The organism is Azohydromonas lata, from assembly GCF_034427735.1.
GTDB lineage: Bacteria > Pseudomonadota > Gammaproteobacteria > Burkholderiales > Burkholderiaceae_C > Azohydromonas > Azohydromonas lata.
This window is the reverse complement of sequence record NZ_JAXOJX010000033.1, coordinates 45460-70253: the sequence shown is the minus strand read 5'-3', so window position 1 is coordinate 70253 and position 24794 is coordinate 45460. Positions and strand designations below refer to the sequence as shown.

Below are 24794 nucleotides of genomic sequence, written 5' to 3'. Positions count from 1 at the left end.
CCCGGTGGCGTGTTCCCGGGGCGAAGACGCGTCAGCCGGCGGCGGCCGCCAGCACCCGCTGCACCAGCGGATGCTGCACCTTGCGCTCGCTGCAGAAGGCATAAAAGCGCTGCTCGGCCTCGTCGCAGCGGCCCACGCACTCCACGCCGTAATGGCGGCGCAAGTCCTCGTCGACCAGCTCCACGGCCGGGAACACGCCCAGCCCGGCCGCGCCGAAGGTTTTCAAGAGGGCGCTGTCCTCGAACTCGCCGGCCACGCGCGGGCGCACGCCCACCTGCTCGAACCAGCGCTCCAGCGTCGCGCGCATGGCCGCATGCCCCGTGGGCAGCAGCACGGGCAGCCGCGCCAGGGACTGCGGGAAGCCGTCGCGCGCGGCCGCCTGCAGCGCGGGCGTGGCGTACCAGGCAATGGCCGAGCGCGACAGCGGGTGCGCCTGTATGCGCAGGCCCGGGTGCGGCGGGGCGGGGTGGTCAGCCAGCACCAGGTCCAGCTTGTGCAGCGCCAGCGCCGCCAATAACTCCTCGAACTCGCCGTCGTGGCAGAGCAGCCGCAGGTCCGCCTGCGCCAGCACCGGCATCAGCAGCCGGTGCACCATGAGCTTGGGCAGCCCGTCGCACAGGCCCACGGTCAGCCGCACCACCGGCGAGCCGGCGGCCTCCTGCACCACGGCGGGCAACTGCTCGCCCAGGGCGAAGATCTGGTCGGCCTGCCGCAGCGCGGCCTGGCCCGCGTCGGTCAGCGCCAGCCCGCGGCCTTCGGGGCGCAGCAGCGTGTGGCCCAGCGCGCGCTCCAACTCGCGCACCTGCGCGCTCACCGTCTGCACCGCCACGCCCAGCCGCGCCGCCCCGCGCGCCATGCCGCCCTCCTGCGCCACGACCCAGAAGTAATGGAGGTGCCGGTAGCTGAAGTCGGGGCCCATGCGAGTTCCTCAATTTTGAGCGAAGTGTTGGTCTGTGATTCGCTGCTTTTTTAGAAGTTTCACGCCACCTACCTTTGGGCCCGTGCTCCACGCCGACGCGGCAGCCGCCGCAAGCCGGGGCACGGGACTCTTCTCCAAAGCGAGGACTTTTCATGCGCAGCTATCCGCACAACAGCCCCCAGGCCGCCGCCCGCATCGTGGCGCTGACCATGCTGGCCGATGGGCACTTCTCCCACGACGAGTTCGAGGCGCTGGCCCACAGGCACGCCGCGCAGTCGCTGGGCCTGCTGCCCTCGGAGCTCATGGAGGTGCTGCACGACTGCTGCGAAGACCTGCAATGCGGCCCGCAACTGAGCTGGGACGGCGCCTGCCGCGTGGACCGCGCCACGCTCACCCGGCTGCTGGGCGAGATCACCGACCCCGGGTTGCGTCGCCGCGTGCTGCAGTGCTGCGCCGAGCTGGCGCAGGCCGACCGCCACATCGCCGAGGCCGAGGCCCAACTGCTGGCCACCGTGGCCGGCAGTTGGGCGCTGCCTTGTCCCATTGCCGGCAGGCCCCCGGCGCTGCGGCCCTTCGAGCCGCCGCGCGCCGCGGCGTGAGCGCGCCGCACTGACGCGCCGTCCCCTTCGCCGCCCGTCCCGGTGCGCCGGGCGGCGGGGCTGACGCCCTGAAGCCGCCGCACCGCCACTTCTTGGCTCCCACTGCCCGCCGGCAGCGACTATGGAATTCCTCTACACACCGTTCCTCACTCAACCCCTGTGGCTGTGGCTGAGCTTCCTGGCCATCGTGGCGCTGCTGCTGGCGCTGGACCTGGGCGTGCTGCACCGTGACCAGCACGAGATCGGCGTGCGCGAGAGCCTGTGGCTGTCGGCCGGCTACATCGCCGTGGCGACGGTGTTCGGCGGCTGGGTCTGGTGGCAGCTCGGCGCGCAGGCCGGCACCGAGTACTTCACCGGCTACCTGATCGAGAAGTCGCTGTCCATGGACAACGTCTTCGTCATCGCGCTGATCTTCGGCTACTTCGCCGTGCCGCGGCAGTACCAGCACCGCGTGCTGTTCTGGGGCGTGCTGGGCGTGATCGTGCTGCGCGCGCTCATGATCGGCCTGGGCGCGGCGCTGGTGTCGCAGTTCAGCTGGGTGCTCTACCTCTTCGGCGCCTTCCTGGTGCTCACCGGCGCGAAGATGCTGTGGATGTTCCGCAAGGACGAGCCGGCCATGGACATGCAGAACAACCCCATGCTCAAGCTGCTGCGCCGCGTGATGCGCGTGACGCCGCGACTGCAAGGCCAGGCCTTCTTCGTGAAGGCGCCGCACCCGCAGCATGGCCGCGCGGTGCTGTGGGCCACGCCGCTGTTCCTGGCGCTGTGCATGGTGGAGTTTGCCGACCTGATCTTCGCGGTGGACTCGGTGCCGGCGATCTTCGCCATCACCACCGACCCCTTCATCGTCTACACCAGCAACATCTTCGCCATCCTGGGCCTGCGCGCGCTGTACTTCGCGCTGGCGGCGCTCATCCACCGCTTCGCCTACCTCAAGGTGGCGCTGGCCCTGGTGCTGGTGTTCATCGGCGGCAAGATCTTCCTGGTGAACGTCATCGGCAAGGTCCCGGCGAGCGTGAGCCTGTCGGTGACCCTGGCGCTGATTGCCGGCGGCGTGCTGGTGTCGCTGTGGAAGACGCGCGGCGCCCAGCCGCAAGGCGCGGTGGACGGCAAGCCGGCGCCGGACAAGCCGGCGTCCCTGGCGGCGCACCGCCCGTGACCACGCTGCACTGAATGCGTTGCCGGCCCGGCCGGCATGCAACAAAGCCGCCGCGGCAGGGATGCCGTGGCGGCTTTGTGGTGTCCAGGCTGCGTGGGCGGCTTACTTGGCGCCTTGGCGGGCCATGTCCTGCTGGATGTGGCGCAGGAAGTAGCGCAGGTAGAACCCGCCCAGGCCCAGCGTGACGACGATCACGCCGACGCTCATCAGGCCGTAGTCGGTGGTCAGCAGATCCTTGAGTGCATGCATGGTTGTCCTCCTGTTGTTCAGTCCGCGTATCTGACTACCGCATGCAAAAAACGCCTTTGCGCAGGCTCAAATCGACTGACGGCGCCGCATTGAGCCAGCGCAAGCGCGGATGCGGCCGCACCCTGGCGCAGCCTGCCTAAACTCCGGTTCCCACTGATTGGAGGAGCACAAGTTGAAATTTGAAACCCTGGCCGTGCATGGCGGCTACAGCCCCGATCCGACCACCAAGGCCGTGGCCGTGCCCATCTACCAGACGACGGCCTACGCCTTCGACGACACGCAGCACGGCGCCGACCTGTTCGACCTCAAGGTCGCGGGCAACATCTACACGCGCATCATGAATCCGACCACCGCGGTGCTGGAGCAGCGCATCGCGGCCCTGGAAGGCGGCATCGGCGCCCTGGCCGTGGCGTCGGGCATGGCCGCCATCACCTACGCCATACAGACCATCGCCGAGGCGGGCGACAACATCGTCTCCTCCTCCACGCTGTACGGCGGCACCTACAACCTGTTCGCACACACGCTGCCGCTGTCGGGCATACAGACGCGCTTCGCCGACCCGCGCGACCCCGCCTCCTTCGAGCCGCTCATCGACGAGCGCACCAAGGCCCTCTTCTGCGAATCCATCGGCAACCCGCTGGGCAACGTGACGGACTTCAAGGCGCTGGCCGACATCGCCCACCGCCACGGCATCCCGCTCATCGTGGACAACACCGTGCCCACGCCTTTCCTGTGCCGCCCCTTCGAGCACGGCGCCGACATCGTGGTGCACTCGCTGACCAAGTACCTCGGCGGCCACGGCAACTCGATAGGCGGCGCAATCGTGGACTCGGGGAAATTCCCCTGGGCCCAGCACGCGCAGCGCTTCAAGCGGCTCAACGAGCCGGACGTGAGCTACCACGGCGTGGTCTACACGCAGGCGCTGGGCGAGGCGGCCTACATCGGCCGCGCGCGCGTGGTGCCGCTGCGCAACACGGGCGCGGCCCTGAGCCCGTTCAACGCCTTCCTCATCCTGCAAGGCATCGAGACGGTGTCGCTGCGCATGGAACGCATCTGCGACAACACGCTGGCCATCGCACAGTTCCTGAGCACCCATCCCAAGGTGAAGTGGGTCAACTACGCCGGGCTGCCGGGCCACGCCGACCACGAGCTGGTGCAGCGCTACATGGGTGGGCGGGCGTCGGGCATCCTCACCTTCGGCGTGCAGGGCGGGCTGGAGGGCGGCGCGCGCTTCCAGGACGCCTTGAAGCTCGTCACGCGGTTGGTCAACATCGGTGACGCCAAGTCGCTGGCCTGCCACCCGGCCTCCACCACGCACCGCCAGCTCTCGCCGGAAGAGCTGGCCAAGGCCGGCGTGACGGTGGACACGGTGCGGCTGTCCATCGGCATCGAGCACATCGACGACCTCAAGGCCGACATCGCCCAGGCGCTGGACGCGGTGTAAGCCCCGCGCCGCCTGCGCCCCCGCCGCCGCAGCGCCTGCGCGCTGTGCCCCGCGGGGGCGCCCAAGGCGCTTTTATTACAGAGCGGTAAGAAACGCTTCCGGCCTCCAGAAAGCGCGCGGCGGGCACCTACAGTGCCCAGGCCGTCCCACGGAGGTACTGCATGAAGCAAACAAGCACAACGCTGCCGGGCCTTTTGGCCGTGGCAGCCCTGTTGGGCTGCGCGGCGCAGACGGCGCTGGCAGCCCAAGACACCGACACACCACGCTACCGCGTGTTCAACCTGGGCACGCTGGCGCCGCGCAGCACCAGCTCGGCCGCGGACATCAACGACGCCGGCCTCATCACCGGCACCATGGCCAACGGGACGACGCACACGCGCGAAATCTTCCTGGGCACGGGCCGCAACGACCTCAGCCTGCTGGGCACCTTGGGCGGCGGGCTGAGCGTGGCGTCCGCGCTCAACGGCCGCGGCGAAGTGGTGGGCTGGTCCACCAACGCCGACGGCGTGCGGCGCCCAACCCTTTACAGCCGCGGCAGCTTCATCGACCTGGCCGCCGGCGTGGCCGGCTACGCCAATGGCGTGGCCAATGCGGTCAACGCCTCGGGGCAGGTCACGGGGCAGATCAACGGCCAGACCTTCATTTACGCCGGCGGCACCACCCGCGCGGTGGCCGTGGGCAACACCAGCGAGGGCTTGGGCATCAACGACCGCGGCGTGGTGGTGGGCGGCGCCGTGATGGCGGGCGACGTGGTGCGCCGGCCTTTCATGATCGACGGCGGCAAGACCACGCTGCTGCCCTCCTTGGGCGGCACCTTCGGCCAGGCACTGGCCGTCAACAACGCCGGGCAGGTGGTGGGCTACAGCTACACCGCCGGCGGCGAGCTGCTGCCCTTCCTCTACAGCGGCGGGAAGATGACGGCGCTGGCCAGCAGCGGCTTCGGCGAGGCGCGGGACATCAACGACCAGGGCTGGATCGTGGGCAGCCGCAACCTGTCGGCCTACCTGTGGCACGACGGCGTTGGGCGCGACCTCAACGCGCTGGTGGCGCCGGACCAGGCCGGCCGCTGGGCGCTGCTGTCGGCGCAGGGCATCAACGACTCCGGCGCCATCGTGGGCTATGGCCTGTTCCACGGCTACCTGCGCGGCTTCGTGGCCACGCCCGTGCCCGAGCCCGGCAGTTGGGCGCTGATGCTCGCGGGCGTGGGGATAGTGGGGGTGGCGGTGCGGCGCCGGCGCGCCGACGCGGGCTGATCCCGACGTGACACCGGCCGCGGCGGCTGCAAGCGCCGCCGCGGCCGGATGAGGGCGCGCTCAGCGCGCCGCGGCCTGCTGCGGCTGGGCCTGGACGTCGGCGCGCACCTGCACGCTTTGCAGCACGTTGGCCGGCGTGGCGGCGGCGGGGGCGGCGGCCGAGGCGGGCAGGATGTCGGCCTCGTGCCTCGGCGCCGGGCACGAGCCCTTGTCCAGCAGCGGCACCAGCGCCGGCACCAGCGACTTCATGAGCTGCGCGGGCAAGGCGCTGGTGAACTTGTACTGCGCGGCGTAGGGCTCCTGCACGTAGGCCATCATGGTGCCGAAGTAGCGGTCGCCGATGAGGAACATGAAGGTGGCCGAGCGGCTGATCACGCGCGAGGACAGCAGCACGCCGTGGCGGCCGAAGCTGTCCTTGCGGTGGTCGCCCGTGCCCGTCTTGCCGCCGATGGGGACGATGCTGCCGTCGTGCAGCTTGAGCACGTCCTTGAGCCGCCGCGCCGTGCCGTTGGCCACCACGTCGAAGGCCGCGCGCCGCGCCGTGAAGGCCACTTCCGGCGGCAGCACGCGCTCCGGCGCGTTGCCCTGCAGCACCATGCGCGTCTCGTAGGGCGTGTGGGCGGCGAAGTGCAGCTCCTCTATGCGCGCCGTGCTCTGGCGCACGCCGTCGTTGAGCAGGATGCCCATGAACTCCGCCAGCGCCGCGGGCCGGTCGCCGGAAGCGCCCAGCGCCGTGGCGTAGGACGGGGTGATGGACTCGAACGGGTAGCCCAGCCGCTTCCAGCGGCGGTGGATTTCGATGAAGGCCTCGATCTCCAGCAGGTTCTTGATGCGCACGTCCTGCGCGCCCTTGTAGCGGGTCTTGAACAGCCACGAGTAAACCTCCTGGCGTTCCTTGGCGCTGGCCGCGACGGCCTCGTTGAACATGCCTTGCGGGTGCTCGCGCAACCAGCCCACGAGCCACAGCTCCAGCGGGTGCACGCTGGCGACGTAGCCGCGATCCGACAGCGACATGCGCTCGGGGTCGTAGGTGTCGTAGAGCTTGCGCAGCTCCTTGTCCGTGTAGTTGGGCATCTCCTCTTCCAGCTGCTGGACGAGGAAGTCGCTGAGCTGCTGCATGCCGGCCTTGGGCTCTATGGTGCGCAGCACGGCGGTGAGCTTCGGAGGCGTCTCGCGCACGCCCTGCAGCAGGGTCTCGCGCACCTGCGCCCAGTCCTTGCCCTGGTACTTGCGCCAGAAGCGCAGCAGGTAGGCCTGCCCCTCCTTGTCGGCGAAGCGCACGAGGTACTCGCGCCGGCGGGGGTTGTCCGGGTCGTTGAACAGTTCGGGGTTGGCGTCCGGCGCGTTGTACATGACGTGCCAGACCACGTCGCGCATCAGCCGTATGAAGGGCAGGTTGACCGAGTTCCTCAGCGCCTCGGCCACGGTCAGGATGCGGCCGTTGTCCTCGGGCTCGAAGTTGGCGAAGAAGTGCAGCCCGCCGCCGGTGAAGAAGCCCTCGCCGGGGCCGGCGGAGTACTTGCGCTGCATGGCCTGGTCCAGCATGGGCTGCAGGCCGCGCTCGCTGGTGTGCAGGAGGTAGTCGCGCGCCCAACGGCCGATGTGGTCGCGCTCCGGGATCTGCAGCGCCGCCAGGGCGATGGCGTCGAGCTTGCCCCAGCGCTCGTGCAGCTCGGCCACCATCTCCAGGTACGTCACCAGCGTGCGCAGCTTGGAGGTGGAGCCCAGGTCCAGCCGCGCGCCCTCGTTGATGTCGAAGGGCTGGTCCCAGTTGTCGGTCTGCACGCGCAGCCGGTTCACGCCCTCGCCGCGCTCGAACAGGGTGAAGCTGAAGACCAGCTTGCCCGGGTCGTCGCCGTCCTTGAGCAGGTGAAAGCCGTACAGCCCCGCGGCGCGCGCGCCCTCCGGCGTGCGCAGCCCGCGCAGCAGCTCGGTGGCGGTGCGCTGCACGGGCGTGTCCAGCGTGGCGTGGGCGCGCAGGTCCATGCGGTCGAGGTCGTAGGCGCGCGGCACGTCCAGCATGGCCGACAACCGCGTGCGCACCGCCGTGCCGGCCTTGCGCTCCACGAAGCTTTGCTGCGGCGGCCGCAGCGGCGGGCCGGCCTGCAGCTCCAGCTTCACCGCCAGCGCCGCGTCGCGCAGCGCCGGGGTGAGGAGGCCGGCGTCCGTCATGAGGCGCAGGTAGCTGTTGGTCAGCTCGTCCAGCCCCGAGTCGGCCTCGCCCAGGTAGTGCGAGGGGCGGCGCTGCGAAATCATGAGCGACAGCGCCTGCTTGAAGGCCAGCGCCTGCTGCGCCAGCAACTGCGGGCGCGGCTCCTCGCCGGTGTCGGTGAGCAGTTGGTTGACCTCGTCGAAGTCGCGGCCGAACCACACCCACAGGCCGTCGCCCATGCCGTTGACCTCGCCGAAGCCGGGCTTGGCCGCCAGCGGCACGGTGTTGATGTAGTCCACCACGATCTGCTGGCGCCGCGCCAGCGTGTCCGGCCCGTCGATGTAGGCCCGCAGCGAGGCCGAGGCCATCTGGCGCAGCTTGTCGCGCACGCCGTCGGTGCGGCCCTCGGGGGAGTGGCGGTACTTCTCGATCTGCGTGGCCAGCGTGCTGCCGCCGGGCGAGCGGCTGTCGCCCACCAGCCGCAGGCCCAGCGACACGGCGGCCTTGCCCAGGCGGTCCCATTCCACGGCCGGGTTGCGCTGCGGCGCGTCGGCGTCCAGCAGCTCGCGGTTTTCTATGAACAGCAGCGCCTGCACCAGCAGCGGCGGCACGTCGCCGAAGCCGTCGTACACGCGCTGCGGGTAGCGCGCGGCGAACATGGGCTGGTCGCGGCAGTCCAGCAGCTCCAGCCCGCCTTGGTTCTTCTCGTGGTAGGTCGGGAAGATGCCGTGCTCGGCCAGGCTGACCATGCGCGGCGTCATGCGCGCCTGCTCCTGCACCGCGTAGCCCTGGCGGCGCAGCCGGTCTATGAACATGGGCAGCTGGGTGTAGCCCAGGCGCAGGTCGTAGGGGCCGTCGCCGGGGTAGCGCACCTGGTCGGTTGGGCCGGGCTGCAGTTCGAAGCCCAACTCACTGTTGACTTTGCTGAGCTGGCGGGCTTGCCATCGGGAGCTTTGCACTTCCTCGACCACCGCATATGCAGCCGCAGCAATCGCTGCGATCCCCACGCCCGGCACCACGAGGCGGCCGAGCATTCGCCATGACAGGAAGGGCTTCAAGGCAGCTCAACTTCAGTGAGGTGGGTGTTCACAATACTGCGAACCGGCGCTGCTTCCACGCTCATTCAGGTTGTCCTACGGAGGGTGTGGGAACGTACCAACGAGGGTTTCCCTGGCTTCCGGACACCGGTCCGGGAACAGGCCTTGCCATAGGCCGGACCCGCCGGGAAACGCCCGTGCAGCACGCGGTTTTTGCCGGTTTCAAACCGACGGCGCGGCCCTGCCTGCGCCAGCCGCAGCGCCCTCGCGCGAGGCCCCGCGCGCGTGCGATGCTGCGGCCATGCAAGCCCTCGTCATCGCCCACCGCGGCGCCAGTGGCAGCCGCCCCGAGCACACCCTGGAGAGTTACCGCTTGGCCATAGAGCAGGGCGCCGATTTCATCGAGCCCGACCTCGTGAGCACGCGCGACGGCGTGCTGGTGGCGAGGCACGAAAACGCGCTGGCGCTGCTGCGGCCGGACGGCTCGCTGCAGGAGGCCACCACCGACGTCGCCGAGCGCCCCGAATTCGCCGCGCGCTGCTGCAAGAAATCCGTAGACGGCCAGCCCCGCATCGGCTGGTTCACCGAAGACTTCACCTGGGCCGAGCTGCAGACGCTGCGCGCGCGCGAACGCCTGCCCGCGCTGCGCGGCACGGCCTTAGACGACGTTTTCCGCATCCCCAGCCTGGACGACATCCTCGCCTTGCTCGCCGAGGCCAACGCCCGCCGCCCTGGGCGCCCCGTGGGCCTCTACCCGGAAACCAAGCACCCCAGCTATTTCCGGAAGCTGGGCCTGCCGCTGGAGCCCCCGCTGCTGCGCGCGCTGCAGCGCCGCGGCGCGGCGCCCGTCTTCATCCAGTCCTTCGAGGTGCAAAACCTGCGCCGCCTGCGCGAGCTGACCGATCTGCCGCTGGTGCAGCTCATGGAGCTGGACGGCCAGCCCTGGGATTTCGCCACCGCGGGCGACCCCCGCCGCTACGCCGACCTGCTCACCCCCGCCGCCCTGGCCGACGTCGCCCGCTACGCGCAGGCCGTGGGCGTGCAGGCGGAAATGCTCATTCCGCGCCGCGCCGACGGACACCTGGACGCGCCCACGCCGCTGGCGGCGCACGCGCATGCGGCCGGGCTGCAGGTTCACGCCTGGACCTTCCGTGCCGAAAACCAGTTCCTGCCCGCCGAATACCGCCGCGGCACCGACCCGGCCGCCCACGGCGATGTGCGGGGCTACCTGGACGCCCACCTGGACGCCGGCCTGGACGGCTTCTTCACCGACCACCCGGCGCAGGGCCGCGCGGCCGTCGCCGCCAGGCGCTGAGCACCATGCAGGCTCTTCGCGGACTCGCCTTGCTGCTGCTGCTGCAAGCCCTGGGCGAAGCCCTGGCGCGCGGCTTCAGCCTGCCGCTGCCCGGCCCGGTGATCGGCCTGGTGCTGCTGCTGGCCGCGCTGCGCCTGCCGGCGCTGCACACGCCCGTGGCGGCGGCAGCGGACGTGCTGCTGTCCAACCTGTCGCTGCTGTTCGTCCCGGTGGGGGTGGGCGTCATCACGCACTTGGCGCTGCTGTCGCAGTACGGCTTGAGGCTGCTGCTGGCCATCGTCCTGTCCACCTGGGTGGGCATGGCGGTGACGGCGCTGGTGCTGCGCGCGCTGCTGGCGCGCTCGGACGGGGGGTCGCAAGGCGAAGGCGAGGGCGCCGGCGCCGCGCCTGAAGACAGGAAGGAGGGCTGAGCCATGGCCGATTTCGTGCAGCTCTGGGTCTACATGGCCTCCACGCCGCTGTTTGGCCTGACGGCCACGCTGGTGACTTACGTGCTCGCGCAGGCGCTGTACGTGCGCGTGAGCCACGCGCCCTGGGCCAACCCGGTGCTGTGGTCGGTACTGATGCTGGGCGCGCTGCTGCTGGCCACGCGCACGCCGTATCCGACGTATTTCGCGGGCGCGCAGTTCGTCCATGCCCTGCTGGGCCCGGCGGTGGTCGCCCTGGGCTGGCCGCTGTGGCAGCGGCGCGAGGCGCTGCGCCGCCGCGGCGTGGCGCTGGTGGTGGCGGCGTTGATGGGCGGTGCGGCCGCCGCCGGCAGCGCTGTGCTGATCGGCTGGGCCCTGGGCCTGCCCGCGGACGTGCTGCGCTCGCTGGCGCCCAAATCCGTGACCGCGCCGGTGGCCATGGGCATCGCCGAGCGACTGAACGGCATCCCCGCCCTGGCGGCGCTGTTCGCGGTGCTCACCGGCATGGTGGGAGCGCTGTCGGCGAAATACCTGTTCGACGCCCTGGGCGTGCGCGATTGGGCCGTGCGCGGCTTCGCCTTGGGCACCGCTGCCCACGGCATAGGCGCGGCGCGCGCGCTGCAGGTGCACCCGGACGCCGGCGCCTACGCCGGCATGGCGCTGGGCTTGCAGGTGCTGCTGGCGGCGCTGCTCATGCCCTTGGTGGCCCGGTGGCTGCCAGGCTGAAAACGCGGCCAAGGGGAAGCTCTCCAGGCCTGCTTTTCCTGGCCATAGAAACTTATTGCGCTGAAGTTGCAACTGGAAACATGTGGGGTTATAGTTCCCGACGCCGCAAGTGAAATCCAGCCTGCCCAATATCAGCGATGCGCATCGCGTGGCAGCCGGTGCCGGGTGGGAGTGAGCATGGCGCAGCTCCCAGGGGATCGCGGACGCATTTAAAGGACGAATAAGCTGCCCGTCGTGGATTGCCGGATTTGCGGTGCCGTGGACGAAAATCTTGTTTTGTGGCCGCCCATGCCGGCGGCCGAATGCCAGCATTAATTTTCATGCTTGATGCCGCTGTGGGCCATTTGCTGGCCTAGAGTGTTCGAGCATTTTTCCGTGCGTGTGGTGCCTGGCCATCGAGGCCCAGGCTCGTGCAGGTGCGCGCCATGGCGTGCTGCGAGTATTGAAGGGTAGAAATGGCATTGGATTTGGGTTGGTTGACTTTCGGAAGCGGTGCCGTGATATGCGTGGCCATCGCTGTTGCATACCTCGTATTCGGCATGGTCGGATTCGGCACCGCCCTGGTGGCCAGTCCGGCACTGGCCCTGTATTTACCGCTTGCGAAAATAGTCCCGCTGCTGGCGCTCATGGACATGCTTGCGGCCATGACCAATATTTACAAGGATGGGCGCAAGGCCGATGTCCAGGAGCTCAAGCGCTTGGTTCCGCTGATGGTGGTCGGCAGCCTGGTGGGCGCCGCCATATTGCTGAAGACCCGACCAGAAGTCATGCTGCTGGTGCTGGGCATTTTTGTGGTTGCCTATTCGCTGTATTCCCTCAGCAAATTCAGTCCCAAGCGAAAGTTCAATCCCGGTGCCGCGGTGCCCTTCGGGCTGGTCGGTGGGGTGTTCAGTGCCTTGTTCGGCAGTGGTGGTTTCATTTATGCCATCTATTTGTCCGGCCGGATCGAGCAGAAGGAAGGCATGCGCGTGACGCAAACCACGCTCATAGGCCTCAGCACGCTGACGCGGGTCATTTTGTTTTTGCTGGCGGGAGTCTATGCGGACATCAGTATTGTTTTGCTGGCCTTGGTTTTGTTGCCGGTCATGTTGGTGGGTGTCAATGCGGGCCGGCGTATTACTTTGCGGCTGACGCGTGATCAGTTCATAAAAATAATCAATGTCGTGGTGTTGTGTTCAGGGGTCGTCCTGATTGGCCGGTATTTGGGCCAGTAACAGGTTGGCTGATGGGTGGCGGTGAAATGGAGTTATGGAAATGAATCAAGCGGGTGTGAATGAAATGATGACTGCCGAGGAATACCTGGGTAGTCTGGTGGATGGCCGTTCGGTTTATATCTACGGTGAGAAAGTGGACGACGTCACGCGTCATCCGGCCTTTCGCAACAGCGCCTATTCCATGTCCCGGCTGTACGCCGCCCTGCACGACTCGGCCACGCAGGACGTGATGACCGACCTGGACCCGGAGGGCTACAGAACCCACCGGTATTTCATGCCCAGCCGCTCGGCCGCCGACCTGCTCAAGGCCCGGGACGCCATTGCCTGCTGGTCGCGCCTGACCTATGGTTTCATGGGCCGGACACCGGATTACAAGGCGGGATTTACCGCCACGCTCAAATCCGATCCGCATCTGTATGCGCCTTTCCATGACAACGCCATCAGCTGGTACCGCAAGACGGCACGCAAGGTAAGTTTCCTCACGCACGTGCTGGTAAATCCGCCGGTGGGCCGTGCGCGCAATATCTCGGACATGCGCGACATTTATCTGCACGTCGAGAAGGAAACCGACGGCGGCATCATCGTTCGTGGGGCCAAAATGGTGGCGACCAGCGCGGCGATCGCCAATGCCACTTTCGTGGCCCAAAACAGCGCCACCCATTACCAGTCGGGCCGGGAAGAAGACTTTGCGCTGTGCTTCATTCTTCCCATGAACGCGCCCAACCTGAAAATCATGTGCCGGCGCTCCTACGAGGCCTCGGCGCTGAGCCCGTTCGACAACCCGCTGTCCAGCCGCTTCGACGAGAACGATTCGGTGCTGATATTCGACGGCGTGTTCGTGCCCTGGGAAAACGTGCTGATTTACAGGGATATCGAGCGTGCAAAAAGCTTTTACTCGGCCTCCGGTTTTTTGAACCGCTACCCGCTGCAGTCGGGCACGCGCCTGGCCGTCAAAATGGATTTCGTGTGCGGTCTGCTGGCCAAAATGCTGGAATCCAACGGCACGGACAGTTTCCGGGGCGTGCGCACGCGTCTGGCGGACATCGTGGCCTTGCGCAATCTGATGTGGTCATTGACGGAATCTCTGTGCCACGACCCCGAGCCGCGCAAGGACGGCTCGGTGGTTCCGAGATTGGAAGCCGCAGCCACCGTCCGCTATTTCGGCACGCAAATGATGTCGCAGCTCAAGCCCGTGTTCAACACGATTTTGGGCGGGTCGCCCATCATGCAGGTTTCGAGCTGGCTGGACATGAAGAATCCGGAAATCAGCCCGCTGATCGACTGCTATTTCCAGGGCACGGACCAGGAGGCGGGGGAACGGCTCAAGCTCATCAAACTGTTGTGGGATGCGTTGGGCAGCGAATTTGGCGGGCGGCATGAGTTGTACGAGCACAACTATGCAGGCAATAACGAACAGGTACGGCTGGACATGTTGCGCCATTGCGAAAGCAGCGGCGTGCTGACGCAGTGCCGCTCCCTGGTGGATCAATGCATGTCGGATTACTCCCTGGAAGGCTGGACGCAACCGGGTTGGCAATTTGATGGCAAATGCCAGGACCGGGTCTGAAATCCATTCAGGGAGGAGATTGCAATGCTGTATGCAGGAAAATGGGATCGCAACGGCCTGGACTACCAGGCCCTGAAGAATCAGTGGCACGTGGTGGCCCGCTCCGAAGACGTGGTCGCCGGCCAGGCCAAGGCGATCCGGCTGCTGGGCGAGGACCTGGTGCTGTGGCGTGACGGCAAGGGCCGCATCCAGGCCTGGAAGGATTACTGCGGCCACCGCGGGGCGAAGCTGTCGCTGGGCTGCGTCAAGGACGGTGAAATCGAGTGCCCCTATCACGGCTGGCGCTTCAATGCCGGCGGTAAATGCACCCGGGTCCCGGCCCACCCGGACCAAGCTGCTCCCGCTTCTAATCGCCTGATATTCCGCCATCACGCCGAGGAGCGTTATGGGTTGATTTGGTGCAGCCTGCTGAAACCCACGCGCCCCCTGCCTGAATTCCCGCAATGGGAAGACGGGAGTTTCCGCAAGGTATTTGCCGGCCCGTACTTCTACAAAGGCAACGCGCTGCGTTCAGTGGAAAACTTCCTGGATGCCTCGCATTTCCCCTTCGTGCATGCACACCTGAATGGCGACCCCGAGGCGCCCGAGCCGCTGAAGGATTACCAGGTTTTCAAGGACGAGCGCGGGCTGCATACGTCGGAAATCACCGTGTTCCAGCCTTATGGCGATCATCGCGGCATTCCCGTGACTTCGCGTTATACCTACTGGGTTTTCAATCCCACGACGGCTTATTTTGTCAAGAAAACCGGTGAAACCGAGCGCTTCTGCACCTTCCTGAATGCCACGCCGGTGGACGCGGACGAGTGCATCATCTGGCTGATCGTCGCCATCAATTTTGGCGAGAATTTGACGGAGGAACAAATCCTGTTCCGTCAGGACAAGGTGTTCGAGCAGGACAGGCTGATCGTCGAATCGCAGCGTCCTGCGCGCCTGCCCCTGGACATGCACCAGGAAATGCATGTGCGCAGCGACAAGCTGGGCATCGAATACCGTGGTTGGATCAAGGAGCTGGGGATGGAAACCCAGGCGCAGCGGGAAAGTGCCGCGCCGGCAACGGTGGTTTTGAGCTGACGGGGCCGCCATGAATTCATTTGAACAACGCCGACTGCTGCTGGCGGAGCGGGAATCAAATGCCAGAACCTACGCCCGCGGCATCGACCGCGTCATCAGCCGGGGTGAGATTGCCCGGGTTTATGACAGCCAGGGGCGGGAGTATATTGACTGCCTGGCTTGCGCCGGTGCGCTGCCCCTGGGCCACAACCACCCGCTGATTCAGGAGAAGGTGGCTGAATTCCTGAGATCCGGCCAGTTGCAACAAGCCCTGGATATTGCCACTCCCGCCAAGCTGGATTTCGTCGAGGCGCTGTACCGGGCTTTGCCGGCCAGGTTTGCGGAGGATGCCCGCGTTCAGTTCTGCGGACCTTCCGGCTCGGACTGTGTGGAGGCGGCTCTCAAGTTATTCAAAACGGCCACCGGGCGCCGTTCGGTACTGGCTTTCCAGGGCGCCTACCATGGCATGACCATGGGCTCGCTGGGCATGATGGGCAATTTGGGTCCCAAGGCCGCCGTCAGCGGCTCTCCGGCGGAAATACAGTTCCTGCCTTTTCCTTATGCCTATCGCAGTCCTTTCGGGGTGGGTTCCCGGGAAACTGAGCAGTTGTCGCTGGCATTCATTGAGAATCTGCTGTCCGATCCTGAAAGCGGTGTGACCAAGCCGGCCTTGCTGATCGTGGAGCCTATTCAGGGCGAAGGGGGCTGCATTCCGGCCAGTGCCGAGTGGCTGCGTGGCCTGCGCGAGATTACTGCACGCCATGATGTACCCCTGGTGCTGGACGAGGTTCAATCCGGGTTTGGGCGCAGCGGCGACATGTTTGCCCATGAATATGCCGGCATCGTGCCGGATGCCATTTTGATGTCCAAGGCGGTGGGCGGCGGATATCCGCTGGCCGTGATGGCCTACCACCGCAAGTATGACCGTTGGGGGCCTGGCGCCCACGCCGGCACATTCCGCGGCAACCAGATTGCCCTGGTCAGCGGCGCGGCCACACTGGAGTATCTGCAGCGCCCTGGCGTGCTGGAGCATGTGCGGCAAATGGGCCAATTGTTGCGCCGGCGGCTGGACGCGCTGCAGCAGCGGTTTGCCTGTATCGGCGAAATTCGGGGGCGGGGGCTGATGCTGGGAATCGAATTGATCGATCCCCAGGGGCCCAGGGATAGCCATGGCCGGCCGCCAGCCCATGGCAGCCTGGCCAAGGCCCTCAAGCGTGCCTGCCTGGAGCGGGGACTGATCATCGAAACCGGTGGCCGGCACGGCGCCGTGATGCGCATGCTGCCGCCGCTGGTGGTTTCAGCCGACGACATCGAGGAAATCAGCCGGCGTTTCGAAGCAGCGCTGTCCAGTGCCTGGCCCGCGGCTCCCGTGCCGGGGGCCATACCCGAGGCCGCCTTGGCCATTTGAATTGGGATGACAAAGTGAATCAGCCCGTTTACGACATCATCGGCATAGGCTTCGGCCCTGCCAATATCGCGCTGGCCATTGCGCTGGAGGAACAGGCTCCGCAATTGTCGGTGCGCTTCCTGGAGCGGCGGGAATCCACCGTGTGGCAGCCCGGCATGCTGCTGGAGGGGTCGGACATTCAAAACCATCCCTTGCGCGACCTGGTGACGCCGCGCAACCCGCGCAGCCGCTATACCTTCACCAATTTCCTGCATGAGCACAACCGGCTCTACGAACACTTGAATCTGCCGCTGCATTACCCGCTGCGGCTGGAGTATTCACAGTATGTGAGCTGGGTGGCGGGCTGTTTTGCGCAGCAGGTGGAATATGGCTGTGACGTCGCGGACATCATTCCGGAGATGGCGGACGACGGCTCGGTGGCGCATTACCGCGTGCCTTGCGCCAATGGCACGCAATACCTGGCCCGCTGCGTGGTGCTTGCGCCTGGGCGCAGCCGCAATATTCCCCAGCCTTTTCGCAGCATGAGCGATGCGCGCGTCGTACACCTGGACGACTACTTGCCGGCGCTGGAGCAGCTCAAGGCGGCGGGCGGCGGGCGCCTCGCAGTGGTCGGGGGCAGCCAGAGCGCGGTGGAAATCCTGCTGCATGCCAGTGCCGAGCCTTTGCTCACGCACGTGCTGGGCATCACGCGGAACTTCGGCTATCGGCAAAAGGACACGAGCCCGTTTTCCGACGAGGTCTATTTCCCGGCCTTCGTGGACGCCTTCTTCAAGGCCAGCGCCAAGAACAAGGATCGCCTGCGCCGGGAGCTGGTGTTCACCAACTATTCCTCGGCGGACATCGACGTGCTCAACCAGCTCTACGTCAAGCGCTACGCCAACCGGTTGCAGGGCAAGAACAGCCTGGAGTTGCTGACGTGCATGGCGATCGAGGGCTGCGAAGCCGGCGCCGAAGGCGTGACGCTGCGCATGCGCCACTTCCTGGAGGAGGAAACCCCGCGCCAGGAGACCGTGGACCTGGTGGTGCTGGCCACGGGCTTCCTGGACCTGGGCGAAGGCCCCAAGCACGAGCCCTGGCCGCGCCTGATGCAGACCGTCTCGCCGCGCCTGGCGGCGCAGCGCAACCCGGTGGACGTCGGCCTGGACTACCGGGTGCAGCTCCAGGGCGCGGCGGACCAGGGGGCGCCGCTGTACCTGAACGGCCTGTGCGAGTCCTCCCACGGCATGGGCGATGCTGGCTCGTTCAGCCTGCTGGCGCTGCGCTCGCAGGCCATCGTGCAGTCGGTGCTGCAGCGCCTGGCGCTGCCGGCGACCGGGCATGCCCGTGTCGGCGCTTGAGCAACTGCTGCGGGCGCCGGCGGGCTGGGCGCTGCGGGCTGACGCGGCGGTGCCCGCGCCGGTGCCGCCCAAGCTGCCGCCGCGCTGCGAGCTGGCCGTCGTCGGGGCCGGGCTGACGGGGCTGGCCGCGGCGCTCACCGCCGCCCAGGCCGGCTGCTCGGTGGTGCTGCTGGAATCGCACCGGGTGGGCAGCGGGGCGACCGGGCGCAACTCGGGCTTTGTCATCCCCATCACGGCGCGCATCGGCCCCGGGCAGTTGCGCCAATGGCTGGGCGCACAGGCGCCGGCCTTCACGGCGGCGCTGGGGACGGCCGCCGCGGCGCTGTTGGCCGAGCCGGGCGCCAATGCCGCGCGCAAGGGCTGGATGCAACTGTTCCTGGAGCCGCCCTCGTCGGAACAACAGGCGCTGGCGCAAGCTTGGGCGGACCTGGGCGTGCGTGCGCGGCTGCTGCAGGCGTGCGACGTGCAGGCACTGGCGGGCACGTCGCACTACCAGGGCGGCATGCTGCTGGAGGACGGCGGCCAGATCGACCCGCTGGCCCTGGCCCGCGCGCTGGCCGACCGTTGCCGCGCGCTGGGCGTCGTGGTGGCGGAGCACTGCCCGGTCACCGAGGTGCGCCCCGGCGAGGGCGATGCCTGGCAGACCCTGCACACGCCCGCCGGTACCGTGCAGGCGCGCCGCGTTCTCATGGCGGGCAATGCGTACAGCCATGAAGCGCTGCGTCCGGCGGCCCGCCATTCGGTGCCCCTGGAACTGGTGCTTGGGCAGTTCGACCTCGCGCCCGCCGCCCTGCGCGAGATATTGCCTGCCGACATTCCGTTTTCCGACAACTGCCGCGACATGTGGTTCTTCCGCAAGACGCCGCAGGGAAAACTGATGACGGGATGGTTCGCGCTCAATCGCCACGCGTCGGCATCCAGCCATGCCGAGCATTTGCGGCAACGGATCCAGACGGTATTTGGCGTGAAGCCCGCGCCCTCGGAAGATATTTGGGGCGGCCGCGTGGGGCTCACCCCCGACGGCCTGCCTCGCCTGTTTGCGCAAGGCGCCGGGGTGTGGGCCTGGAGCGGCTGCAATGGGCGCGGACTGGCTTTGTCTTATATGGTGGGCCAGACTTTGGCCCGGCAATTGATCTGCGGTGCACCGGAACTTCTGCCACCGGTCCACAAACCCTTGCATGGCCGGGTTTTCGTGCAATGGCTTGCTCAAGCCGCCATTGCCGGCGACCGCTGGAGGCGTGCCCGGGTCAGTATCCCCATTGTCGATTGACGCAGGGGTTTGACCTAAATTCACATGGGAAATAATTCAGTGGCCACCTGCGCCTTCCATTATCAGGAATACACAAGCCTGCGTGCCGATCTGATAGACCAGATGATCAGCCAGTATCCTCTGGCTTTGGTGTGCAGTGAATACCAAGGGGTCATGCACGCCAGCCACATACCCTTGTTCCGTGACGCGGACCGCAGCTTGTTCGGCCATGTGGATCGCCGGAATCTGCAGTTCCAGGGGCGAGGCGTTTTCCCCGCCAAGCTGGTGTTCATGGGGCCGCAGAGCTACATACCTCCAGAGGCTTACCATAGCCGACAATTGCCTACCTGGAATTACGTTTCTGTGCATATGGATGTGAAAATCCAGGTGGTGGACCATCCGGAAGCGGTGCAGCACGTGCTGCACGCTACTGCGGCCAGGCTGCAGCCGGCGGACGCTCCCTATCAATTCGATGCGGCCGACTCGCGTGTCATCAAGTATCTTCCCCATATCCTCGGCTTGAGGATTCATTCACACCATGAGGAAGGGCGGTTCAAACTCTCACAGGACAAGCCGCACGCGGATCGCGAAGCCGCGCTGGAGTATTTGCTGCAGCAGCATGGGGCCTGCCGGCGTGAATTGATGGCCACGCTGCTGAATTTTTCGGAATGCGCAAGAGCGGAATGAGGGCCAGCAATACTCTCCTGGCCGGGCATTTTTCGCAGCGCAACGTCGTGCTGGACGCGAGCCAGCGCCGTGCCTGCGACGTCCTGGACGGCTTGCAGGCACGCATCCCGTCACGGCTGGCTCCGTTGCGCCGTGCCCCCGCGCTGGGCGCCTACCTCTGGGGCGAGCCCGGACGAGGCAAGACCATGCTGATGAATGGCCTGTTCAGCACGGCCGCCCATCCGGCGCGGCGCATCCACTACCACCAGTTCCTGCGCGACCTGCACCGTGGCCGCGCCCAAGCGGAAAAAAGCCAGGCGGATTACCTGGGCACGTTGGCGCGCAAGGTGGCGCAGCAGTGCCGGATATTCTGTCTGGACGAGTTTCACCTGCACGACGTGGCGGATGCCATCTTGATGGAGCGCTTTTTGGCCGTGCTCCTTGACGAGCGTGTGCTGGTGATATTGACGTCGAATTATGCGCCTGAACAATTGCTGCCGGATCCGCTGCTCCATCGGCATGCCCTGCCGTTGATTGCGTTGATCGGGAAGCACATGAGCATCGTGCGGCTGGATGGCGAGAGGGATTATCGCTATCGCGAGCCCCCTTGCCGCCAGCATTATCTTCACCCTTGCGGCGAGGCCACGGACCAGGCTTTGCAAAACCTGGTGCACACGCTGGGCATGTCGTTGCGTCGCGGCCCGGACCGTATTTCTCTTCATGGCCGCTCCATTCCCGTGCGCGGCTTGGGAGAGGATGGCGTCTGGTTCGATTTTCAGTCCATTTGCCTGGGGCCGCGCTCGCATCTGGACTACCTGGAAATTTCCGAGCGCTGGAGCGGGGTGGTCGTGTCGGACATGCTTCAGTCTCAACTGAACAAGGCCGATGGCTTGCGCCGCTTCATTTGGCTGGTGGATATTCTCTACGACCGTCGCCGGCGCCTGCTGCTGGGCGGGGAGTGGCCCGTGGAGCAGATGTTGCGCGACGTTCCCTGCGCCGTGGACATGGAGCGCACCCTGAGCCGGCTTGCCGAGATGCAATCCGCATCCTTTGCCGTTGCAACACCTCTGGAAATGAGTCCCTTATGCCCATAGTCAGAATCGAAGATTCCCGCCCGCGCAGCAGGGCCGAGCGCCAAGCCGTCATTCAATGCATATTCGACGGCTTGAAATCCGTGTTCGGTGTGAGCGACGAGGAACTGCAGGCAAGGTATCAGGTGCTCGATCCGGACGGTTTTGTTCCGCCCGGCGTGGGCGCCGTCAATTACATGCAGTTGGAGATTACGGTGTTCGCGGGGCGCAAGGCGGAGACGAAAAAGAAGCTGTATGAAGTTCTGGCGCAGAATTTGTCGGCCTTGCTCGGTGTTGCGCCTGAATCCATTTTGATTTTGCTGGTCGAGCATCCCATGGAAAACTGGGGTATGCGCGGCGGCCGCCTGGGCAGCGAAATTGATTTCGGCTACTGCGTGAACGTCTGAGGGACATGAGCATGGGCGCGACAGTCGCGGCAGTGGAACCCTTGGCGCTTCGGCGCACCCTGGCCGGGTTTGCCACCGGCGTGGTGGTGGTGGCCACGCACCAGCCCGGCATGGGGAACGTCGGCCTGACGGTCAATTCGTTCGCCGCCGTCTCGCTGGAGCCGCCGCTGGTGTTGTGGTGCCTGCGCAAGAGCTCCAGGCTGCTGGGCGCCTTCGTCAGGAGCGGGAAGTTCTCCGTCAGCGCCTTGACGGAGTTTCAGCTGGAGCCCTGCAACCATTTCGCCTCCCGCGAGCCCGGCAAGCGGGGCGACGGTTATTTCCGGCCCGGTGCGCAGGACGTTCCGGTGGTGCGTGAAGCCAACGCGGGCCTGGTCTGCCGCGTCAAGCGGCACTTCGAGGAAGGCGACCACGTGGTCTTCATCGGCGAGGTGCTAGAGGCCTTTTCCCGCGCGGAGCCCGCCGGGCCGCTGGTGTTTTTCGGAGGGCGCTTTCATCACGCCCTGCCCATGGGCTGACAACGCCGCGAGCGGTTTCCCGCGCGGGCCGCTTCAGCCGTCCACCCGCGCGCAGCTGCCGCGGCCCATGGAATGGGCCAGCCGCTTCAATGCCGGCACGAAGCGCTGCTGCAGGTCGTTGCTGGACACCGCCGCCTTGGCGAACACCAGGTTCATGGCCGCCAGCAGGCGCGATCCGGCGTGCACCGGCACCGCCACGGCAGCGAAGTTCGCCTGGGGTATCGACTCGCCCTCATTGACCGCGTAGCCCCGCTCCAGGGTCTCTTCCACCAGGCGCCAAACGCAGGGCTCGTCGCGGGCGAGCTCTCCGAGCCGGTCATCGCGCCGACGCAGCAGCTCCAGCAGCGCTTCGCGCTTGCCTTCGCCGGCCGCGGGCCAGGTATGCAAGGCCTATGGCCAGGGGCATGCGCTCGCCGATCCTCGTCCGGTGCTGCGACAGCGCGCTCCAGCGGTGGGTGGACTCGCGCACGGCCATGAAGCCCGCTTGCGCCGTGGCGAGGTCGCAGGGCCACACCAGCTCGCGCACGGCGGCCTGCATCGCCGGCAGCGCGATGTGCCCCACCCAGCCTTCGTCCTCGAACCCCTCGCTCAACCTTCGCACCTCGAAGGTCAGGGTGTATTGACCATCGCGCTCGCCCTGGCGCACGGGCTCCTTGGTCGGGGTAAACCCATGGCCGGATGTGCACTGGGTGCACGCAGTTTACGGTTTGCAACGGCACAACGACAGTGCGTCCCGTCGCGGCAATCCACCGCACCAGCCCATGGATGCCACGGTCCCGGCGCTCCCCGCACGCCGGTTCTCCTGCACCCATTCCGATCGCCGACACCGTGTCGCCTGGGGCCGCTGCCCATGGCGCGAGGAGTACTCATGCCCGTGCAACTGAAATGCCTGTCCCACACGCCGCTGCGCGGCCTCAACGACCCCGGCGCGGAGGTCATTGCCGAAGTGGACGCCGTGCTGGCCAAGTGCCGCGCCGAGGTTGAAGCCTACGATCCGGAGCTGATCGTGGTGTTCGCGCCGGACCACTACAACGGCCTCTTCTACGACCTGATGCCGCCCTTCGTCATCGCCACCGCCGCCGAGTCGGTGGGCGACTACCAGACGAAGCCGGGTCCGCTGTCGGTGCCCGGCGGCCTGGCGCTGGAGCTGGCCAGGCACCTCCTGGACAGCGACCTGGACATCGCCATCTCGCACCGGCTGCAGGTGGACCACGGCTGCACGCAGACCCTGCAGGAGATGACGGGCAGCCTGGAGCGCTACCCGGTGATTCCCATCATCATCAACTCGGTGGCGCCGCCCTTTGGCCCGTACCGCCGCATTCGCAAGCTGGGCCAGGCCGTCGGCAGCTTCATTGCCAGGCTGGGCAAGCGGGTGCTGATCCTGGGCACCGGCGGCCTCTCGCACGAGCCGCCCGTCCCGCTGCTGGCCGACGCGCCGCAGGACGTTGCCGACTTCCTGATTGCCGGGCGCAACCCGACGCCGGAGTTCCGCGCCGCCCGCCAGGCCCGCACCATCGCCACGGGAAAGATTTTCGGCACGCCGCAGTGCGGCCTGACGCCGCTCAATCCCGAGTGGGACAAGGCCTTCATGCGGCTGCTGATCGAAGGCCGCCTGGAGCAGGTCGATGCCTTTCGCATCGACGAGATCTCCAAGGCGGCCGGCCGCTCGACGCACGAAGTCCGCACCTGGGTCGCCGCCTTTGCCGCGCTGCAGGCCGTCGGCGACTACAGCGCGCGCGAAGACTACTACCGCCCCATCAACGAATGGATTGCCGGCTACGGCGTGGTCAGCGCCGCGACCGTCTGAAACGTCCTGCCCTTCACAACCGAGGCCCAAGCCATGAGCAAGATTGAAATCGCCCCGCTGCAGATCCCGAGCGCCGAGGACATCGTCCAGCGAGCCCAGGACATGATCCCCATGCTGCGCGAGCGCGCGCAGGCTTGCGAGGCCAACCGCATGGTTTCCAAGGAAACCATACAGGCCTTCCAGGACGCGGGATTTTTCAGAATCCTCCAGCCCAAGCGCTGGGGCGGCTACGAAATGCACCCCAACGTTCTCAACAAGGTGCTGATGGAGCTGGCCCGCGGTTGCCCGTCCAGCGCCTGGAACGTGATGGTGCTGGGCGTCCACCCCTTCGAGGTCGGCCTGCTGCCGGCCCGCGTGGGGGACGAGCTGTGGGCGCAGGACAGCAGCGTCCTGGTCTCCTCGTCCTACGCGCCCTTCGGCACCGTGGACAAGGCCGAGGGCGGTTATGTGCTCAACGGCGAATGGCTCACCTCCAGCGGCTGCGACCATGCCGCGGGCGGCGCCTTCGTCGGCGGGCGGGTGCAGGAGCAGGGCGAGACCGTGTTCTGCTCCTTCTGGGTGCAGCGCAGCCAGTTCGACATCGTCGATGACTGGCATGTGGTCGGCCTGGCCGGCACCGGCAGCAAGAAGCTGTGCCTGCGCAACGCCTTTGTCGCCGGCTACCGCAGCCATGTCATCGGCGCGTATGACGAAAGCTCGCACGGCGGCGTGAACAACCTCTACAAGATGCCGTTCTTCTACGTGTTCTACGCGGCCGTGTCGTCCGTCATCATCGGCATGGCCCGCGGCATGGCGGACCTCTACATCGAGCACATGAAGCTGCGGCAGAATATCAACCAGGCCGTGGGCGCCGCGGTGAACGATCCGTTCATCAAGGGCCGGCTGGGCGAGGCCCACGCCAAGATCCTGGGGGCGACCTCGCGCGTGCTGCAGAACACGGACGAGGCCTGGAGCTACGCATCCCAGGGCCGGCTGGTGCCGCTGGACGTGCGCATCCGCCATTTCTCCACCAACCAGTTCACGGGCGGCGAGTGCTTCGATGCGGCGCACATGATCTTCAAGAAGACCTCCACCCGCGGCATCTGGATGAACAGCCCGCTGCAGCGCCAGATGCGCGACATCCTGGTGGGCGCCAACCACATCACGCAGAACCAGGACAACATCGGCGAGCTGCTGGGCGGCCACCTGCTGGGCAATCCGCTGCCGCAGCCCAATCCCTTCGGTGCCAAGGCTTGAGCGGGGGC

Annotated in this window: 24 protein-coding genes; 19 read left to right on the top strand and 5 right to left on the bottom strand. The window is 66.8% G+C overall.

Translation table 11 applies throughout. From position 1 onward, the window contains the following. Positions 1 to 31 precede the first annotated feature (31 nt). Positions 32 to 919 (bottom strand): LysR family transcriptional regulator, encoded by an 888-nt coding sequence (locus SM757_RS19280; protein WP_066331016.1) that lies wholly within the window; start codon positions 917 to 919, stop codon positions 32 to 34. Positions 920 to 1071: 152 nt separating this feature from the next. Here SM757_RS19280 and SM757_RS19275 point away from each other — a divergent pair, with 152 nt between their 5' ends. Further along, on the top strand, positions 1072 to 1518 hold the full coding sequence (locus tag SM757_RS19275) for a TerB family tellurite resistance protein (protein ID WP_322466732.1): 447 nt from the start codon (positions 1072 to 1074) through the stop codon (positions 1516 to 1518). Positions 1519 to 1639: 121 nt separating this feature from the next. Next, positions 1640 to 2677 (top strand): TerC family protein, encoded by a 1038-nt coding sequence (locus SM757_RS19270; protein WP_322466731.1) that lies wholly within the window; start codon positions 1640 to 1642, stop codon positions 2675 to 2677. A gap of 102 nt (positions 2678 to 2779) precedes the next feature. Here the strand turns inward: SM757_RS19270 and SM757_RS19265 are convergent, their stop codons facing one another. Beyond that, entirely contained in the window at positions 2780 to 2926 is a 147-nt protein-coding gene (locus SM757_RS19265) for a DUF3149 domain-containing protein (RefSeq protein WP_322466730.1), read from the bottom strand. Between the two features lie 172 nt (positions 2927 to 3098). On the opposite strand from SM757_RS19265, the gene SM757_RS19260 reads away from it, so the two are divergent. Both SM757_RS19260 and SM757_RS19255 read left to right on the top strand, forming a co-directional pair. Continuing rightward, positions 3099 to 4370 carry an O-acetylhomoserine aminocarboxypropyltransferase/cysteine synthase family protein gene (locus SM757_RS19260; protein WP_066331216.1) on the top strand — a complete coding sequence of 424 codons (1272 nt, stop codon included), beginning with the start codon at positions 3099 to 3101 and terminating at the stop codon, positions 4368 to 4370. A gap of 161 nt (positions 4371 to 4531) precedes the next feature. Next, complete coding sequence (locus tag SM757_RS19255; RefSeq protein WP_322466729.1) at positions 4532 to 5623, top strand: PEPxxWA-CTERM sorting domain-containing protein; 1092 nt, start codon at positions 4532 to 4534, stop codon at positions 5621 to 5623. A gap of 60 nt (positions 5624 to 5683) precedes the next feature. On the opposite strand, the gene SM757_RS19250 is transcribed toward SM757_RS19255, so the two are convergent. After that, complete coding sequence (locus SM757_RS19250; RefSeq protein WP_322466728.1) at positions 5684 to 8833, bottom strand: transglycosylase domain-containing protein; 3150 nt, start codon at positions 8831 to 8833, stop codon at positions 5684 to 5686. 280 nt (positions 8834 to 9113) lie between these two features. On the opposite strand from SM757_RS19250, the gene SM757_RS19245 reads away from it, so the two are divergent. The 13 genes from SM757_RS19245 to SM757_RS19185 all read left to right on the top strand — a co-directional run bounded on the left by SM757_RS19245 (position 9114) and on the right by SM757_RS19185 (position 21743). Beyond that, the gene (locus SM757_RS19245) at positions 9114 to 10127 is read left to right on the top strand and encodes a glycerophosphodiester phosphodiesterase family protein (protein ID WP_322466727.1); all 1014 of its coding nucleotides are present in this window, start codon (positions 9114 to 9116) and stop codon (positions 10125 to 10127) included. Positions 10128 to 10132: 5 nt separating this feature from the next. Then, positions 10133 to 10537 carry a CidA/LrgA family protein gene (locus SM757_RS19240; protein ID WP_066331026.1) on the top strand — a complete coding sequence of 135 codons (405 nt, stop codon included), beginning with the start codon at positions 10133 to 10135 and terminating at the stop codon, positions 10535 to 10537. A gap of 3 nt (positions 10538 to 10540) precedes the next feature. Next, complete coding sequence (locus SM757_RS19235) at positions 10541 to 11260, top strand: LrgB family protein (protein ID WP_322466726.1); 720 nt, start codon at positions 10541 to 10543, stop codon at positions 11258 to 11260. 455 nt (positions 11261 to 11715) lie between these two features. Further along, on the top strand, positions 11716 to 12474 hold the full coding sequence (locus SM757_RS19230) for a sulfite exporter TauE/SafE family protein (RefSeq protein ID WP_322466725.1): 759 nt from the start codon (positions 11716 to 11718) through the stop codon (positions 12472 to 12474). Between the two features lie 40 nt (positions 12475 to 12514). Continuing rightward, positions 12515 to 14041 (top strand): 4-hydroxyphenylacetate 3-hydroxylase family protein, encoded by a 1527-nt coding sequence (locus SM757_RS19225; RefSeq protein WP_322466724.1) that lies wholly within the window; start codon positions 12515 to 12517, stop codon positions 14039 to 14041. Positions 14042 to 14065: 24 nt separating this feature from the next. Then, positions 14066 to 15112: an aromatic ring-hydroxylating dioxygenase subunit alpha gene (locus tag SM757_RS19220; protein ID WP_322466723.1), complete on the top strand. Its 1047-nt coding sequence runs from the start codon at positions 14066 to 14068 to the stop codon at positions 15110 to 15112. A 10-nt stretch (positions 15113 to 15122) separates the two neighbouring features. Further along, positions 15123 to 16499 carry a diaminobutyrate--2-oxoglutarate transaminase family protein gene (locus SM757_RS19215; protein WP_322466722.1) on the top strand — a complete coding sequence of 459 codons (1377 nt, stop codon included), beginning with the start codon at positions 15123 to 15125 and terminating at the stop codon, positions 16497 to 16499. 14 nt (positions 16500 to 16513) lie between these two features. Continuing rightward, positions 16514 to 17836, top strand: a complete 1323-nt coding sequence (locus SM757_RS19210; RefSeq protein ID WP_322466721.1) for a SidA/IucD/PvdA family monooxygenase — start codon at positions 16514 to 16516, stop codon at positions 17834 to 17836. Further along, positions 17817 to 19106 carry an NAD(P)/FAD-dependent oxidoreductase gene (locus SM757_RS19205; protein WP_322466720.1) on the top strand — a complete coding sequence of 430 codons (1290 nt, stop codon included), beginning with the start codon at positions 17817 to 17819 and terminating at the stop codon, positions 19104 to 19106. Before SM757_RS19210 ends, SM757_RS19205 begins: the two co-directional genes overlap by 20 nt. 39 nt (positions 19107 to 19145) lie before the next feature. Further along, positions 19146 to 19772, top strand: coding sequence for an FMN-binding negative transcriptional regulator (locus SM757_RS19200; protein ID WP_322466719.1), 627 nt, complete (start codon positions 19146 to 19148; stop codon positions 19770 to 19772). Continuing rightward, a complete protein-coding gene (zapE, locus tag SM757_RS19195; protein ID WP_322466718.1) occupies positions 19754 to 20845 on the top strand; it encodes a cell division protein ZapE in 1092 nt (363 codons plus the stop codon). The genes SM757_RS19200 and zapE overlap by 19 nt, the downstream gene beginning before the upstream one ends. Continuing rightward, complete coding sequence (locus SM757_RS19190) at positions 20836 to 21228, top strand: tautomerase family protein (RefSeq protein WP_322466717.1); 393 nt, start codon at positions 20836 to 20838, stop codon at positions 21226 to 21228. Before zapE ends, SM757_RS19190 begins: the two co-directional genes overlap by 10 nt. An 11-nt stretch (positions 21229 to 21239) precedes the next feature. Beyond that, positions 21240 to 21743 carry a flavin reductase family protein gene (locus tag SM757_RS19185; RefSeq protein WP_322466716.1) on the top strand — a complete coding sequence of 168 codons (504 nt, stop codon included), beginning with the start codon at positions 21240 to 21242 and terminating at the stop codon, positions 21741 to 21743. Between the two features lie 33 nt (positions 21744 to 21776). On the opposite strand, the gene SM757_RS19180 is transcribed toward SM757_RS19185, so the two are convergent. Beyond that, positions 21777 to 22130, bottom strand: a complete 354-nt coding sequence (locus tag SM757_RS19180; protein ID WP_322466715.1) for a hypothetical protein — start codon at positions 22128 to 22130, stop codon at positions 21777 to 21779. Continuing rightward, positions 22060 to 22389, bottom strand: coding sequence for a hypothetical protein (locus SM757_RS19175; RefSeq protein WP_322466714.1), 330 nt, complete (start codon positions 22387 to 22389; stop codon positions 22060 to 22062). Before SM757_RS19175 ends, SM757_RS19180 begins: the two co-directional genes overlap by 71 nt. A 222-nt stretch (positions 22390 to 22611) precedes the next feature. Here SM757_RS19175 and SM757_RS19170 point away from each other — a divergent pair, with 222 nt between their 5' ends. Together SM757_RS19170 and SM757_RS19165 are read left to right on the top strand one after the other, a co-directional pair. Continuing rightward, complete coding sequence (locus SM757_RS19170) at positions 22612 to 23550, top strand: 3-carboxyethylcatechol 2,3-dioxygenase (RefSeq protein WP_066331062.1); 939 nt, start codon at positions 22612 to 22614, stop codon at positions 23548 to 23550. A 33-nt stretch (positions 23551 to 23583) separates the two neighbouring features. Beyond that, positions 23584 to 24786 (top strand): acyl-CoA dehydrogenase family protein, encoded by a 1203-nt coding sequence (locus tag SM757_RS19165; protein ID WP_322466713.1) that lies wholly within the window; start codon positions 23584 to 23586, stop codon positions 24784 to 24786. Positions 24787 to 24794 lie beyond the last annotated feature (8 nt).